Genomic DNA, 16,680 nt, shown 5'->3' on the forward strand with positions numbered 1-16,680 from the left:
GTCCTCTGAATGTTCAGAGGACTTTTTTATTGGACCAGGAATTCATTCTTCCCTTTCGAATCAGTATTTTTGTATCATAATTCAAGTATATGACCAAGGAAGCCGTTTTGGAAGTGTTGGGGACAATTTTGGAACCCGATTTAAAGAAAGACATCGTAACGCTCAATTTTGTAGAAGACCTGCAAATTGAAGATTCGAAGATCACACTGACCATCTATGTTTCCAATCCCGCACTACATGCCAGAAAACGCATGCAGGAAGCTGTGGAATTCAATTTGAAGCGAGTTTTCGGGGAAAACCTGGAGATTACCTGTATGGTGAAAGGACTTCCGTCCGAAGCACGTGAAACGCATCGTAAAATTCTTCCGGAAGTGAAGAATATCATTGCCATTGCATCCGGAAAAGGAGGGGTAGGGAAGTCTACCGTAACGGCAAACCTGGCAGGAGGACTGGCAAAAGCCGGTTACCGTGTAGGAATTGTAGATGCAGATATTTACGGGCCGAGTATGCCGACGATGTTTGACGTCGTTGGAGAACGTCCGACCATGCTGGATGTTGACGGAAAACCGATGATCAATCCGGTGATGAGCTACGGAATCAAAATTCTGTCCATCGGGTTCTTCTCTCAAAACGACGAAGCAATCGTGTGGCGAGGACCAATGGCTGCCAAAGCGATGACGCAGTTGTTTACAGATGCGTATTGGGGAGATCTGGATTACTTATTGATCGATCTTCCTCCGGGAACAGGGGATATTCACCTGTCACTTGTACAAACCGTTCCACTCGATGGAGTGGTGATCGTGAGCACGCCACAGGAAGTGGCCCTGGCAGATGCGCGTAAGGGAGTCAATATGTTCAAACTCGATACGATCAATGTTCCGATAGTAGGTCTGGTTGAAAACATGGCGTGGTTTACACCTGCAGAACTTCCGGAGAACAAATACTACATTTTCGGAAGAGACGGGGTGAAAAACCTGGCAGCGGGAATGAACGAAACCTTTTTGGGACATATTCCACTGGTGCAGGGAGTTCGTGAATCCGGAGATGTCGGAAGACCGGCTGTATTTCAGGAAAATACGCCTACAGCATTAGCTTTTGAAGAATTAGTGCGTATCTTTGTAGACGAGGTAAACGTGATCAAAGCACGTAAAGCAATAAAAACACAAACAGATGGTGTTAAATAAAACCGAATTAACCGATAAAATAAACCACTCATTAAGTGAATTAAGACCTCACTTGAACGCTGACGGTGGCGATATGGAATTGGTTGATATTACCGATGAAGGTGTCGTACAGGTGAGATTACTCGGTGCATGCAGTGATTGCTCCATGAGCATGATGACGATCAAAGCAGGATTAGAAGAAGCTGTGAAGAAAGTGGCTCCGGAAATCGTTGCTGTTGAAGCAGTAGAGTAGTCCTTCCGGACAAGTACGTAGTTTTAAAGACATGCAATGACATGTCGGTTGATGATTTTTCTTCTGTCATTTTTAACAGCTGAACGGCATTGTTCATTGACCTTCGGAAAGAAGACAAAATAGTTAAGCCAAACGACATAAAAAGAAAAACCCCGGTTTCATTTGAAACCGGGGTTTTTTGTCTGATATCATTGAGCGTATTATTTCGCTGCTGTAAATTTCTTAGTAACAACCTCCCAGTTGATTACGTTGAAGAATGCATTGATATAGTCCGGACGACGGTTTTGGTAGTGCAGGTAGTAAGCGTGTTCCCAAACGTCCAAAGCAAGGATCGGAGTTCCTTTACAACCTTCACCCATGATTGGGTTATCCTGGTTTGGAGTGGAACAGATTACCAATTTACCTCCTTCAACACACAACCATGCCCAGCCTGAACCAAAACGTGTTGTTGCTGCTTTTGAAAACTCATCCTTGAAGTGCTCGAAAGTTCCGAATGCATCGTTGATAGCTTGAGCCAGTTCACCTGTTGGAACACCTCCAGCTTTCGGAGCCATGATTTCCCAAAACAGGTTGTGGTTCCAGAAACCACCTCCGTTGTTGCGAACAGCCGGTTTGTCTTTACAATTTTGCAAAATGAACTCGATGGATTTTCCTTCCAAATCGGTTCCTGCGATTGCATTATTCAAGTTTGTTGCATATGCCTGATGATGCTTGGTGTAATGGATTTCCATTGTACGTGCATCGATATACGGTTCTAACGCGTCGTATGCATATGCTAATTTTGGTAATTCGAATGCCATGATATTTTAGTTTATGTGTCTAACAAAAATAAAAAACAAAATTGAAAAAGCCGATTCAATCCGAAATAAGCTTTTGTTAGGAAAGGTTAATTTGAATAACTATGGAGGCGCTCGATGCATCGGGAATTAATCACAATACGCACCCAGACTTAATGTCTCCCGCAAATGCGCAAATTTTTAGCTCGGCTACTCCCGAAAGAAATCGGGACAGGCTGCACTCGCTTCTAATAGTATAAATGCTGAATGTTATTGTTTACAGCGTAAAGATGCGACTGGTAAGCGCATCAGATATTTGCGCATTTGCGGGAAAGATAAAGAGTTCCTGCTGGCATGAACTGAAATTATGAATCATACAAGTACTTTTTGTAGTCACCTGATTAAAGTACATAAATCCCGCTGGTAAGCGCCTCCAACATTTGTGGGAAAATACAATAAAGTTTTTATTGTAAAATGGTTTGGGTGTGAATAATACCTATATCCCGATGCATCTCGCGCCCCTCCATACTTATTTCCCGTATTTCTGTTTGTACTTCTCATACAAACGCGTCTGGAAATTGGAAACAGGAACAAATTCCCCGTTGATTAAAATCACGGAAGCCTGGTTTCCTTTCATTTCCAGGGCAGAACCATTGGAACCAAATAGGGTTGCTTTCTTCCCAATCTCAATGCTGCCGTAATTTTTAGAGATTCCCATGATTTCGCAGGCGCTCAGTGTAATGGAACGGATTGCTTCTTCTTCCGTTAATCCGTAAGCCATAGCTGTTCCGGCCAGGAAAGGCAGGTTTCGGGCATTCATGGCTTCCATGTCGCCTTCGTTTTGGAGACAGAACTGAACGCCGGCTTGTTGGAGCAGGAACGGAAGTTTGTATGGTAAATCAAATGAATCGTCATCGTTTTGTGGAAGCGAATGCAAACGACCCACCATGACCGGAACTTTTTTGATTTTCAAACGGTCTGCGACCAGGTAGCTTTCATAACCTCCAACGATCACCGGAAATTTGATTTCCAGTTCTGTCACCAGGTCGAGAATATCGTTGATCTGTTGTGCCTGGTCTGCATGGAAATACAAGCGTTTTTCACCGGTAAAGCAGTCGCTGAGGGCACTGTATTGCAGAGGTGTCCATGGATTTTTATTCGCAGCAGCAGTTTTTGCTGCAGTCAGGAATGCCAGCAATTCGCGTTTCTGATCTTCATACGATTCACTGGGTTTCGTATTCGAGTGGCCTCCTTCCCACGAATGTGTGTATGCGGAAGGCCAGTTGATGTGGATTCCGTCGTCGGCTTTCATTGTTCCGTCTTCCCAGTTCCAGCATGAACTGGCCATCAAACTGGACTGACCGGAGATTCTGCCGCCGCGCGGAGTGGTTTGAATGATCAGGATTCCATTGGTGCGCACGGTTTCAATCACGTTCGATTCACAGTTGAACGCAATTTGAGAACGCACATGCGGGTTGTAGGTTCCAAGTTCGCGAAAATCAAGAGATGCTTTTACGGCATCAATTTCCGTGAGACCCAAAGTGGAATTCGGAGCCACGAATCCCGGGTAAATGTGATGTCCGCTCAGGCTGATCACGGTGTCCCAGTCAGCTTTGTTGTACGTATAAGCAAGGCTGTTCCGAACGAGCGTAATGATCCCGTTCTCAATCCCGATACTCCCCGTTGCAATAACCTGTCCGTTTCCGATGTGCACCGTTGCACCTTCGAGTAATATTTTAGCGTATTTTTTCTGGCTGTATCCTGTTCCCGCAAAAGCAAGCAGGATCAGGAACGATAAACTGATTTTTTTCATCTTCAAGGTGTTTTCCTGCTTAGTGTTCATTGACTTCAAGTGATTCGGTTTCTCCTAAGGTATTGCAGTGGAAATGTCCACGGCGTTTGCGGGTGAATGGTTTGGCAGGTTCCCCTTTTTTATTCTCTTCCGACATCTTTGCAATGATACGCGCTCTTTCCGCTGCAATTTCCTGCTGCATCTGGAAATCTTTCAGCGCATCAAACAGGATTTCACCGTCGACAACCGTATACAGTGGTTTCGCTGTAATGCTTAGCGGATTGTTCGTCCACAAAACAAGATCGGCATCTTTTCCAACCTGGATCGTTCCCATGCGGTCATCGAGGTGGAGTAGTTTTGCCGGGTTTAGCGTGACCATTTTCCATGCCTGATCTTCTGTCATACCACCGTATTTGATGGTTTTTGCTGCTTCCTGGTTCAAACGTCTTCCCATTTCGGCATCGTCCGAGTTAATAGCAACGGTTAATCCCATATTCGTCATCAGGGCGGCATTTTGCGGAATGGCATCCAGTACTTCGAATTTGTAAGCCCACCAATCAGAGAAGGTCGAAGCGCCTACACCGTGTTCTTTCATTTTATCGGCCAGTTTATAGCCTTCCAGGATGTGCGTAAACGTGTTAACCTTAAACCCGAACGAATCGGCCACGTGCATGAGCATATTGATTTCCGATTGTACATAGCTGTGACACGTAATGTTTCGTTCGCCGGTCACGATTTCGTACAATGCTTCCAGTTCCAGGTCTTTCGCCGGCGGAGCTGCATTTTTGTCTTTGTGTTTCCCGGAAGGGTTTTGTGCCTGGTGGTAATCCAAAGCACGTACAAAGGCATCGATATAGACTTGCTCCACTCCCATGCGGGTTTGCGGGAAACGACTTCCGGAACCCCAGTTGGTTTGCTTCACGTTTTCACCCAAAGCGAATTTGACGAATTTCGGTGCGTTTTTGATCAGCAATTCCTGCGGATAGTGTCCCCACTTCAATTTGATCAGGGCAGATTGTCCGCCGATCGGGTTCGCTGAACCATGAAGTAATTGCGCGGCAGTAACACCTCCTGCCAATTGGCGGTAAATGTCGATATCGTCTGCATTTAGAGCATCTTCCATGCGGACTTCACAACTGATAGCCTGTCCACCCTCGTTTACACCGCGGGTAAGTGCAATGTGTGAGTGTTCGTCGATGATTCCGGTTGTGAGAATTTTTCCGCGTGCATTGATCACAATGGCATTGTTCGGTTTCAGGTACGTTCCGGAACCTTTGTGAATGGCCTTGATCTTTCCGTTTTCAACAATCACAGTTCCTTCCTGGATAATCCCTTCGTCGGTATTGGTCCAGATGGTAGCCTGTTCGAAAATAATGGTGCTTTGTTTCGGAAGTGTGGTGAAACCATAAGCATTGTTCGGGAAACGGATTCCGGGAACAGATAAGGTATCCAATGTCCAGGCCTGTTTGTTTTCATCTTTCGGTTCAAACTTTTTGCTTCGGAAAGCACTCCATTTGATCCATTTTCCTTTGTTGTTGGTTCCTTCCCCTTCGAAAATAAAGACGCGCGGGTTGATGTCTCCCTTCAAACTGAAGCTTTGTTTTTCACCGTCCACTTGCTGGATGAAATGAATCGCGATATCGTTGTTCACGACCGAAATTTTAGCATTGGTCGTCAGTGTGTCTGATTTGTTTGCCAGCGTCAGTGAGTCCTGGATGGTGCGGATCAGCTTCACTTTTCCTTCCGGCTGAGTGGTTGTTCCAGCAATGTCGAGGAAGAATTTTGTTCCGTCGATATTGAGGCTGTAGGTTCCGCGAATATCAGCAATCGGCTGGTTTTGGAATATTTTGCGTTCTCCTTTGGCGTACACTTCCAGTACTTTGGCCTGGTACAGGAAGGGGTTTTGATCGTATACGGTAAAATTGGCCCATTTTTCCGCTTCGATGGTTCCGGTTTCTTTCTGAACTCCAAGGAGTGTTGCCGGAGCGACGGTCAGGGAACGAAGCACGTCGTTGATGGTCCAGCCTGCAGCCAGTGCCTGATGAATGTGTTTCCAGAAATCTGCGGCAGCAGTGTGTCCGGAAGCAGAAGTAATGAAGGGAACTTTGTGCTTCATCAGGAAGGCCGGGTTTTTAGGAGCCATTTCCCAGATTTTCAATTCGCCGTAAGGGATTTCATGCGCCAGGTATGGATCTTTCATATCGAACGCATCCGGAAAATTAACCGGAATCACGAGTGGTACTTTGATGGTGTCCCAGATATTCCCGAGGAATTGTTCCTGCCCGGTTCCGATAACCGTGAAATCGCGTTTGAATTCACGCATGAACATCTTCACGCGGAACACATCTGATTTATCGTCCAGGGTAAAAAAGGCCGGTTTTTTCAATTGCTGCGTCAGCGCATCCAGGCTGTAATTGGCATCTTTCCCATATTCGGCATGCCACTGCGCATCGTAAAAAGCTTGTCTGAGCAAGGCGATTGCTCCAACCAGCGAACTCGGATATTCCTGCTGTGAGCTTCCTTTACGGAAAGAATAGAACGAAGCAATTTTGTTGGCATACACTTGTTGATCCGGGTTTTTCATCCCCAGCTGAATGAGCGGTGCATATCCTTGGGCCAATCCGTCATGCCGGTGAACAAGCACTGTTCCGAAGCCCATTTTCTGGTATTCGGACATGAGTTTTTCGTCTGCTTTAAACCAGTCCACCGCATCAAAATCGGCGCGGATGGCATTATTCCAGTAGTATGGTCCGGTTTTGTTTTCTGCCTTTTGATCTTGCTGAATCCCCAGGGTGCTGTTTACTTCAATGAACGATGGAACAACAATTGCCTGGTTTCCATCAATGACCTGCAGGTCTTTCGGATTCGTCAGCGAGAATTTTTCGACTGAAACAATCTTTCCGTTTCGAACGGTAATGGTTCCGTTTTCGATGGTTTTGTCTGGTGAAACCAGGATGGTCACATTCGTCAGTACGAATGAATTCTGATCAGGTGCTTTGACACCGTTTTGAGGTTTTTCCGCCTGACTGAATACACTGAAAGGAATCAGTAGCGCAAGGATATAACGAATCATTTTTTGGTAACTTCTGGTTTTGAGGGCTGAAAAATAATGATTCTCTGCGGAAATAAGTGATCTGAGAAGGTGAATGAGGTCTTTTTTTCGGTAATTTTGCCAAAACTTTTTGATTATGGGTGCACTAGTACACGGACATTCGGGCCTGCGTTGGCTGGCTCTTGCATTGTTGGTTTTCGCGATCGTGAATGCCATGTTGAAACTGAAAGGCGGTAAATACGAGAAAGGCGACAAGATGCTGAACTTGTTTGCGATGGTGATGCTGCATATCCAGGTTACGTTGGGAACTGTGTTGGCTTTCGTTTCCGGTAAAATTTCCTACGCGGAGGGTTGGATGAAAAACCCGCAATACCGTTTCTTCGGCTTGGAGCACATCCTGTTGATGGTATTGGCTGTGGTATTGGCAACTATCGGAAGAAAGAAAGCGGAAAAAGCAGTTGATCCGGCGAAAAAACACAAAACAATCCTGATTTGGTATACGATTGTATTGATTATCATTTTTGCAGGAATTCCGTGGCCGTTCAGAACAGCATTAGGAGGATCATGGTTTTAAGAATACTATTTCCCGGACTTTTCTGCAGCCTGTTTTTGGCGGGATGTGGAAACGATACACCGGAAGAAACAACGAAACCTGTTTCCAACGAACCGATTTCACTGGAAGACGCACGTGCGGTCTACACACTCAATTGTGCTTCCTGCCACGGCCCGGACGGAACATTGAAAGCTTCCAATGCAGCGGATTTGTCAATTAGTACAATCGATGACAAAAAGATTGAACAGACCATTCGCAAAGGAAATGACAAGGGGATGATGCCTTACGAAGAAATGCTCACTACCCCTGAAATTAAAGGATTAGTAAAATTCGTTCAAACACTACGAAAATAAATTATGAGTGAAGGTCACGTATTAGTGGATGCAGTAGAAGAAACCTGCGTACTTGTTGGAATTATTACCTCTTCTGTTACGGACGAACAAGCTCATGAATACCTCGATGAACTGGAGTTTCTCGCTGAAACAGCCGGGGCAACGACTGTCAAACGATTTGTACAGAAACTTCCGATTGCAAACCCGAGAACCTTTGTGGGAACCGGGAAGCTGGAAGAAATCAAAGAATACATTAAAGAAAACGGAGTAGAGCTGGTCATTTTTGATGACGAGCTTTCTCCTTCTCAATTGCGAAACATTGAAAAAGAACTGGAATGCAAAATCCTGGACCGGAACATTTTGATCCTCGATATTTTTGCGTCCCGCGCCCGTACATCCCATGCGAAAACACAGGTAGAACTGGCACAAATGCAATACATGCTCCCGCGATTGAAACGCCTCTGGACTCACCTGGAGCGACAAAAAGGGGGGATTGGTCTGCGTGGTCCGGGGGAATCCCAGATTGAAACCGACCGCCGGATTATCCAAATGCGGATTGCTCTCCTGAAAGAAAAGTTGAAGGAAATCGATAAGCAGATGGCCGTGCAGCGAAGCAACCGCGGACAACTGGTTCGTGTGGCTTTGGTGGGGTACACCAACGTTGGAAAAAGCACGATGATGAACTTGTTGAGTAAATCCGAAGTATTTGCAGAAAACAAACTGTTCGCAACATTAGACACCACGGTGCGAAAGGTAGTGATAGAGAATTTGCCGTTCCTGTTGACCGATACTGTTGGATTCATTCGTAAATTGCCGCACCAGCTGGTAGAATCGTTCAAATCGACGCTGGATGAGGTGCGCGAAGCCGATTTGCTGATCCATGTAGTAGATATTTCCCATCCGAATTTTGAAGACCACATCCACGTGGTAAACGAAACGCTGGCAGAACTGGACAACAAAGACAAGCCGGTTATTTTGGTGTTCAATAAAATTGATGCGTACAAACCGGATGAGCAAGGTTCCAACATGACATTGGAAGAATTGAAGAAAACGTGGATGAACCGCCTTCCGGCTACCAAATGTGTGTTTATTTCCGCAACGGATAAGCAGAACGTGGAAGAGCTGAAAGAAACCATGTATTCGGAGATCAAACGTATTTTTGCTGTCCGCTACCCGTTTAATAATTTCCTATACTGATTGATTAATTCAAAATAGCAAAATTCAAAATTCGAAGTGCAAAAAGGATAATTTCTGTGAAACTTCTTTTTTCATTTTGAATTCGGCTTTTTTTGCATTGATCATTTTGAATTGAAATGAACCTTTCGGTTGATCCTTTTTGAATTTTACATTCACCCGTTTGAATTTTCCGTATCTTCGGTTATGCGAAGTTGGATTTTGGTGACGGTCCTGTTTGTTTGTTCCCTGGCACAGGGGCAGACGCCTTATCTGGATAGTTTGAGGTTGGCGCTTCAGAAGCCCGTATCTTCTGACACCATGCGCGTTTTTCAATACAACGAGATTGCGTGGACTTACCTGGATTATTCCCTTGATTCTACTTATTTTTATTTGCAAAAAGGATTGGAACTGGCCCGCCGGAAGCACTACGCGAACGGAGTCATGGATGCTAAAAATACGCTGGGGGTATATTACCGTCTCAACTCGCAATACCCGGAAGCAATCCGTACATACGAAGAATTGATCGGTCTGCGCCAGAAATACCACCAGGAAAATAAACTGGTAGGGGCCTATTCGAACCTGGGATCGGTTTACCTCGAAAAGGGAAATTATGCACAGGCATTGAAAAATTACCAGGAAGCGATCGACATTGCACGAAAATTCAAGGATGATGAAAATGTGCTGATCCTGTATACGAATCTTGGAGTTGCTTATAAATCGAGCGGTTTGTTCGATCAGGCGGTCAAAGCATTCCAGGAAGGGCTCGAACTCAACAAGCAGATCCGGAACGAAGAGCAGGAAGGACGTTTGTACTTGAATATCGCAACGGTGTACCACGAGCGCCAGATGTATGGGCAGTCGGTGAAGTATCACCAGATCGCGAAAGAAATCATGGAGAAATCCAATAATTACAGAACGTTGGAGACCATCCTGTACAACCTCACGCTGGATTACCGGAATACCAAACAGTTCGGGAAGGCAAAGAACACCCTGGAGGAACTTCATACCGTTGCTCAGAAACTGGATGAAGACGAGATTTGGCTTTCCTACTACCATGCGCAGGCAAATTACCTGGCAGATATCAAGCAGTATGACCAGGCATTGGAAGCGGCAAACAGGGCCGAAAAGATGTCGAACCAGGAAGCGGATTTATTGAACTATGCAGAAGTTCAGCTCACAAAAGCATCGATCTACCAGTCCATGGGAAAAACGGCTTTGGCGGTCAAACATGGCGAAATTGCCTTGGATGCCTTTCTCGATACGGAAGACCTCAATGCGCAGGTTCGGGCATACAAAACACTCTCAGAGATTTTACAAAAAGCGGGAGATCATAAGAAAGCACTGGAATATTTCGAGCGGGCAAATAACCTGAAAGAGAAAATGGACCTGGAATCTGTCACCAACCAGATTGCGACCCTGAACTCATTGAATGAACTCGACAGGAAAGAACAGGATCTGGCACTTTCGAAGCAAACCAACCAGCGGATTTCTGCCGAAAACGAACGCAAGAGTAACCTCATCTTCGGGTTGTTTTTAATCGGGGGATTGATCGTTATTTCGCTGGCAATCAGCTTTAAGTCGAACCGGGATAAGAAAAAGGCGAATGCGTTGCTCAACCGGCAAAACGAAGAAATTGAAGCCCAGAAATCCCTCATTGAAGCGAAGCAGACCGAAATCCTCGATTCCATTCATTATGCGAAACGCATCCAGGAATCCCTGCTGGTTCAAAGACGACTGCTCCTGGAAACTCTTCCGGAATCCTTTATTTTCTTTCAACCCAAAGACATTGTTTCGGGAGATTTTTACTGGGCAACCCGGCGGAACGGGAAATTCTACCTGGCTATTTGCGACAGTACGGGACACGGCGTTCCCGGAGCGTTTATGAGCGCTTTGAACATGACACTGCTTGGAGAAGCAATTAACCAGCTGGGCATCGAAGAGCCCGGGCAAATTTTCAACCATGTACGCAGCCGTTTGGTGGAATCCATTTCGCACGACGGCGCGCGCGACGGAATGGACGGCATCTTGTTTTGTTTTGACGAAGGAAACAAATCCCTGACGTACGCCGCGGCTTATAACAGCCCGATTGTGATTCGCGATGAGGAATTAATCAAATTTCCGGCGGATAAAATGCCGGTTGGGAAGAGTGATGCCATGGAAGGTTTCAAAACCTATTCCATCGAAACGAAAGAAGGAGACACGTTGTTTGCCTACACAGACGGATATGCCGATCAGTTTGGCGGAGAAAAAGGGAAGAAGCTGAAACTGGCTAACCTGAATGCGTACCTGAAGGAATTAACCAAAGAGCGGGTGAGTGATCGTCCTCATTTGCTGCAAACGCATTTTACGGCCTGGAAAGGAAACCTGGATCAGGTAGATGATGTGTGTGTATTCGGAGTGAAAATAAGTTGAGAAGATGATTTTAAGTAAAAGACAGAACCTGTTGCTGGTGATTCTGATGATTTTCTATACGGTCGGAGTAATCGGTCTGCATACGGATATGCGGGGAGCTTTCCTGAAGCTGACACCGTTCAACCTGCTGTTGTCATTCGGATGCTTGTATTTGTCATTTAAAGATTATTCTGCAAAAAAACATGTCGACCTGTTCCTGGTAGCGCTTTGTGGTTACCTCATCGAGTGGGTTGGAGTGCATACTTCGCTGCTGTTCGGTCATTACGCTTACGGAACGGTTTTAGGTTTCAAAGCAGATGACATTCCGCTGATCATTGGGCTGAATTGGGTGTTGCTCACGTTTGGTGCTGCGGCCATCGTACACAAATGGAAGCTGCCTTTGCTGCTGAAAGCACTTGTTTCCGGGGTTTTAATGACCGCTTTGGACTGGTTGATGGAACCGGTTGCCGTTCGTTCCGGTTTCTGGCATTGGACAAATGGCGCGATTCCCGTATACAACTACGTGTGCTGGATGATCTTCTCAACCTTGTTCAGTTACTGGATCCTGAAACGGAAAACCGTTGAAACGAATAAAGTAAGTGTCGGATTATTTGTGATAATTGCACTTTTTTTCGCAATTTTAAACCGATGATTTCAATTGGACTTGGCATATTTTTTTTGGTCTTGACATTTTTCCTGACAGAATTCGCTGCGTGGTCTGCACACAAATTCGTGATGCATGGTTTTATGTGGCATTTCCACCGGGATCATCACCAGGGAAAATCCGGATTTTTTGAACGAAACGATGTCTTCTTCCTCATTTTTGCCATTCCGAGCTGGCTTGGAATCATGCTCGGACTCATGTACCAATACTACATTTTTGTGTGGATGGGATTCGGGATTATGGCTTACGGATTTACCTATTTCCTCATCCACGATGTGTTTATCCACCGACGTTTCAAATGGATTCGGGAGATCAATACGCCTTATTTCATGGCAATTCGCAGAGCGCATAAAATGCATCACAAGCACGTGAATAAAGAAGATGGTGAATGTTTCGGTCTGTTGATTGTTCCGATGAAGTATTATTTGGAAGCCCGAAAAGCTTCCAGGCAAAACCGGGCTGTCTGATGAGCTTGTATCTGTGGATCATCCTGGGAACGATTACCTTTCCTTTTCTGTTGAGTTTTGATCGGAAAATTCATTTTTACACGCATTGGAAAACCATTTTCCCGGCGATTCTACTGGTTGGTTTATTCTTTCTCCTGTGGGATAATTATTTCACCGATCACGGAGTGTGGGGGTTCAACGGAAAATACGTACAGGGAATTTACCTGCTCCGGCTTCCGCTCGAAGAAATCTTGTTTTTCCTGGTCGTTCCGTATGCCTGTGTGTTTGTTTACGAAGTAATCAAGGGATATTTCCCGGATCTAAAACTGGATTTACTGGGACGTGCTTTTGCTTTCCTGATGGTGCTTTCGGGTTTGTTACTGACGATCTGCTACCTGCGGAATTGGTACACACTCACTGCTTGCGCACTGTCCGTTCTGCTGATCATTGGGATTTACTTCCGGGCACGGGCCACATGGTTCAATCATTTCGCCCTTGCATTTATCATTTGTTTGATTCCTTTCCTGATTGTCAATGGTATCCTGACAGGTTTTACAACTCCTGAACCCGTGGTCTGGTATTCCGAAGACCATATCGTGGGAATCCGGATCGGAACCATTCCACTGGAAGACATTTTTTACAACCTGGATATGTTGCTACCGGTTGTGTTCATTCACGAGTTACTGTCACAGAAGAGAAAGAAGGGGTAGAGTCAATAAGTCAATAAGAACGCCACTTTTATACTTTTCCATATCAGGATAATTTCTTTCGGAGTATCACAAGTGCTCCAATGCTATTAAGCAATAAGATAAAATCTAATAAGAAAGACAAGTAATTTCCAAAACCATATTTAGCTTTTGCCGGAATTACAATATACATCGTAAAATATACGATCATGATTAAAATAGAAGATAATATGAATAGGCTCCTTTCGCTTTTAGGATGTATCGTATAAAAGATAATACCGTGTGATACTAATAAAGTAATTAGAAATAGAGCCAATGCTCCGTATTCGCCTCCGATGATGTACGCTCCGGCAAACAGGAAAATAACGGATATCAAATAAATGAAAAAAGAAACCCCGATATAAAGGGCTTTCAGGATTGTTTCAGAAGCCTTTTTTTGCAATAGGACGTTTGATATAGAAACCAGAATTAAAAACAGGAAGCTATTGATGATTGTTGGTAGGATATGTAATCTAACGCCAGAATTCGCCTGAATATTCGAGGATATTACAGGTAAGTCAATGAAACACGCAATTGCATTGATTACAATTAGTATGGTATATATTGTTATGCAGTTCTTAATACTCGACATCACGTATAAACTTTTTTTCTTTAATAATAGTATTTTTTTCGTTTGGAAAATACTCTTCTGTTTGAGAACCTGTAGTTTCAATTTTTACACCAAGAAAAGTTTTTGCTTTTACCGTTTTTTCCTGCTCATGCGCAAAAAACATTCCATGAATGAATACTGTTCCGTTCAATTTTCCGGTGAGTTCCTTTTCAGGTATATTGACTCTCGTATTCCCAGGAGCAAGAGAAATGTCTTCAGTCGTATATCCTGGCAAGGTTACTTTTTTGTGAATTTCTATAGAGTACCACAGCAATATATTATCCCCTTGATCAATCTTTTTCAGATTCGTTGACGGAGTATCGATCTTATCAGCAAACTTATCTCTAAATTCTTTAGTTGTTGTATTGGTTGTTTTGTCAGTATGTTTCACGACGGCAAAACGAATAGACTGAATCCAGCAATCCGGATGTACAAGTGGTCCGAGAAGTCCCTTGTACCGCTTGTCTTTTAAAACTTCTGATGGCACACCTGACGAAGAAAATTGCGAGTCATTTCCGTATTTGGGACTCGCCGGATCCGACGTTTTTTTTACAGCTCCACCCCAGCGCCAATGTAAGTGAAGAGCATGAAAAGCACCCGGAGCGGAAGGAATATGTGTTTTTTTGTATCCTCCCCACCAGTGGATATTGTCCCAGGTTTTGTACGCTTTCTGATCCTTATCGGAAAACGCAGGCATTCCTTTAGCAAGACCAACTCCGCCAATTTCATACACTAAGGGTTTTTCTGCAGCTTTAAATACTGCTTCTTGTGGACCATAAAGCCCGCCGCTCGGATAGTCAACACTTTCTTCGTCAATAAAAACACCTGCTTGTTGCGGTTTGTTTTTTAATATATAAAGAGCTTCTGCTTTTTCATCTTTGGAGATTCCGGATAAACCATTTACCATTCCTTCCAATTTTTGATTGTTTGCCTGGTTTATTTTTTCTTGTGTGTCACTATCAAATAGGTAAGTATCCAAAGCAGGATGAAATTTATAATCAATGCGTATGGAATTGATCCGAGTTACTTTTTGCTCTTTTGGTTTAAAATCCTGGTTTTTTGTGAATTCCGTTTTGACCAGCGGGAAAAGCCGGGCGGCTTTCAGCGCTCCGCTGGGTTCATGGGCAGGTCTGTCCTGATAGTCAGTAAATAAATAGGTTTGTGTGATATTGACCCCCGAAAACTCGCAATTTTCAAAATCAAAGGTACTCTTTAATAGGTATTTTTCCTGAATTCCTTTGATAAAGTGGTATTTTGAAAAATTTTGCAAATTGTCCAGAATATTGATGTAGGAATCGTACTTTTTCTTCTGGTTTTTATCCTGTTTATCATAAAGCTTTTTTGACTTCAGATCCTTGATCTTTTTTAAGGCAGAATCACTTCTTTCATCCAGAAGAAGGGGTTTGCCTTGATTTCCATATGTAAATGTTGCCTTGTTGAGAGCAAAAAATTTATGTTGTTTTGCGGTGCTTTTTCCGTTTGTAAAAGTTTCAAACTCGATCCAAAATCCAATGACCCTGATTTCTTTTGCCAGATTATAATTATCATGCCGAACATTTCTGAGAATAATTCCGCCATCGGGTAATGAGCCGTCTTTTTCGGCATCATATTCCATATACCAACGAGATGTTTTGAAAATAGCCATGTTAGACGATACTTTCAGACGGAGTTTCACCGTCTGTTATTGGAAATGAATAAATACTTTGTTCATATTTTCGGATAAATCCTGTTTGCACGTCGGCTACCCATATTATCAGGTTATAAATAGCCTTGGGGAGGTAAATTTTTGAGTCTCCCTCCCTGTAAATACCGTCAGCTATTTTAAAATGCCCTTCTTCGAATACTTCATCAGGTTTGAATGCATGCACGGAATACGCAAAATCACCCGATCCTCCATTAATTTGAATGGATATTTCCTTTTCTCCTGATAAAGTGTAATTTTCTGATAGCGAAATTACAAAAGCAGTTGAAGAAGCGGGAGAATAGCTGGAGTGGTGCGATTCAGCTGACTTATAGTATGGAACTATTCTGTTCTGAAACTCACTTTCTCCAGCTAATTCAAAAATGATTGTTTGTTCTTCATGTTCTTCCTGGTCTGAACTAGTACTTTGTGTTTCATCGTGGTCGTGAGTTTCATCATCTGAGTGTTCTTCTTCATGATGGTGAACCAATTCTTCTTCTTCTGATTGCAAAAAAGAAGGTCTCCATTGAGATGAAAAACCAATGATATTGTCATTAAATCCGATCCGAATTGTAATTGTACTACCTTCTAACTCGATAAATTCAGTATCTGTACTATTCTTTTTTAATTGAACGGCATAACTCACCATCCAATGATCAATTAAAAAACGGTCCTGGTGTGGTACTAGTCTCGTTGATTTATGTACGATCTTTGTATGAATGCTATGAGGCAGGATAGGAGGGATTTTTTTAGATGAAAACTCCTTACCCGCAGATTCTTTAATGAGTGATCTCAAAAAAGTATCGGCCACTTTTTTTGCTTCCTGAGGAGTTTTTAACACCCTCTTTTGGAATGAGGTCCATAGTTGATTCTGCCATTCAAAGTTTACCCATCCTGAAACAGGATTAACTTGAAAAGCAAATTCTTTTTTTACTCCCATAGAAAATGGCATATTGATAGCTTTTAAAATAGCTTTCAATAAAAGCTGTTTATTTTCATCCCAAATAATAGGGTCTTCAAGGGAATAAACTCTTATTAACTCCTTCATTTTAGCAGAAATAATGGT

The 16,680-nt window shown here is 43.6% G+C and carries 14 protein-coding genes; 9 read left to right on the forward strand and 5 right to left on the reverse strand.

What is annotated here, in order from left to right:
• Positions 1-89: 89 nt before the first annotated feature.
• Positions 90-1,184 (forward strand): Mrp/NBP35 family ATP-binding protein, encoded by a 1,095-nt coding sequence (locus ABDV94_RS08890; RefSeq protein WP_343606621.1) that lies wholly within the window; start codon positions 90-92, stop codon positions 1,182-1,184.
• Positions 1,171-1,416: a NifU family protein gene (locus tag ABDV94_RS08895; RefSeq protein WP_343606622.1), complete on the forward strand. Its 246-nt coding sequence runs from the start codon at positions 1,171-1,173 to the stop codon at positions 1,414-1,416. Before ABDV94_RS08890 ends, ABDV94_RS08895 begins: the two co-directional genes overlap by 14 nt.
• A gap of 200 nt (positions 1,417-1,616) precedes the next feature.
• On the opposite strand, the gene ABDV94_RS08900 is transcribed toward ABDV94_RS08895, so the two are convergent.
• From ABDV94_RS08900 to ABDV94_RS08910, 3 genes are all read right to left on the reverse strand, one after another.
• On the reverse strand, positions 1,617-2,216 hold the full coding sequence (locus ABDV94_RS08900) for a superoxide dismutase (protein ID WP_343606624.1): 600 nt from the start codon (positions 2,214-2,216) through the stop codon (positions 1,617-1,619).
• A 505-nt stretch (positions 2,217-2,721) separates the two neighbouring features.
• Positions 2,722-4,005 carry an amidohydrolase family protein gene (locus tag ABDV94_RS08905; RefSeq protein WP_343606625.1) on the reverse strand — a complete coding sequence of 428 codons (1,284 nt, stop codon included), beginning with the start codon at positions 4,003-4,005 and terminating at the stop codon, positions 2,722-2,724.
• A gap of 19 nt (positions 4,006-4,024) precedes the next feature.
• Positions 4,025-7,057 carry an amidohydrolase family protein gene (locus ABDV94_RS08910; protein ID WP_343606627.1) on the reverse strand — a complete coding sequence of 1,011 codons (3,033 nt, stop codon included), beginning with the start codon at positions 7,055-7,057 and terminating at the stop codon, positions 4,025-4,027.
• A 115-nt stretch (positions 7,058-7,172) separates the two neighbouring features.
• Between ABDV94_RS08910 and ABDV94_RS08915 the strand changes: the two genes are divergently transcribed.
• The 7 genes from ABDV94_RS08915 to ABDV94_RS08945 all read left to right on the forward strand — a co-directional run bounded on the left by ABDV94_RS08915 (position 7,173) and on the right by ABDV94_RS08945 (position 13,308).
• Positions 7,173-7,610: a hypothetical protein gene (locus tag ABDV94_RS08915; protein ID WP_343606629.1), complete on the forward strand. Its 438-nt coding sequence runs from the start codon at positions 7,173-7,175 to the stop codon at positions 7,608-7,610.
• Entirely contained in the window at positions 7,601-7,942 is a 342-nt protein-coding gene (locus tag ABDV94_RS08920; RefSeq protein ID WP_343606631.1) for a cytochrome c, read from the forward strand. Before ABDV94_RS08915 ends, ABDV94_RS08920 begins: the two co-directional genes overlap by 10 nt.
• Positions 7,943-7,945: 3 nt before the next feature.
• Positions 7,946-9,118: a GTPase HflX gene (gene hflX / locus ABDV94_RS08925; protein WP_343606633.1), complete on the forward strand. Its 1,173-nt coding sequence runs from the start codon at positions 7,946-7,948 to the stop codon at positions 9,116-9,118.
• 183 nt (positions 9,119-9,301) lie between these two features.
• On the forward strand, positions 9,302-11,509 hold the full coding sequence (locus ABDV94_RS08930) for a tetratricopeptide repeat protein (protein ID WP_343606634.1): 2,208 nt from the start codon (positions 9,302-9,304) through the stop codon (positions 11,507-11,509).
• Positions 11,510-11,513: 4 nt separating this feature from the next.
• On the forward strand, positions 11,514-12,140 hold the full coding sequence (locus tag ABDV94_RS08935) for a carotenoid biosynthesis protein (RefSeq protein ID WP_343606635.1): 627 nt from the start codon (positions 11,514-11,516) through the stop codon (positions 12,138-12,140).
• Entirely contained in the window at positions 12,137-12,619 is a 483-nt protein-coding gene (locus tag ABDV94_RS08940) for a carotene hydroxylase (RefSeq protein WP_343606636.1), read from the forward strand. The genes ABDV94_RS08935 and ABDV94_RS08940 overlap by 4 nt, the downstream gene beginning before the upstream one ends.
• Positions 12,619-13,308: a lycopene cyclase domain-containing protein gene (locus ABDV94_RS08945; protein ID WP_343606639.1), complete on the forward strand. Its 690-nt coding sequence runs from the start codon at positions 12,619-12,621 to the stop codon at positions 13,306-13,308. The genes ABDV94_RS08940 and ABDV94_RS08945 overlap by 1 nt, the downstream gene beginning before the upstream one ends.
• 593 nt (positions 13,309-13,901) lie before the next feature.
• On the opposite strand, the gene ABDV94_RS08950 is transcribed toward ABDV94_RS08945, so the two are convergent.
• Together ABDV94_RS08950 and ABDV94_RS08955 are read right to left on the reverse strand one after the other, a co-directional pair.
• Entirely contained in the window at positions 13,902-15,578 is a 1,677-nt protein-coding gene (locus tag ABDV94_RS08950; RefSeq protein ID WP_343606641.1) for a hypothetical protein, read from the reverse strand.
• A gap of 1 nt (position 15,579) precedes the next feature.
• Positions 15,580-16,662 (reverse strand): hypothetical protein, encoded by a 1,083-nt coding sequence (locus ABDV94_RS08955; RefSeq protein WP_343606643.1) that lies wholly within the window; start codon positions 16,660-16,662, stop codon positions 15,580-15,582.
• Between the last annotated feature and the right edge of the window lie 18 nt (positions 16,663-16,680).

Source organism: Fluviicola sp., assembly GCF_039596355.1.
Taxonomy (GTDB): Bacteria; Bacteroidota; Bacteroidia; order Flavobacteriales_D; family Crocinitomicaceae; genus Fluviicola.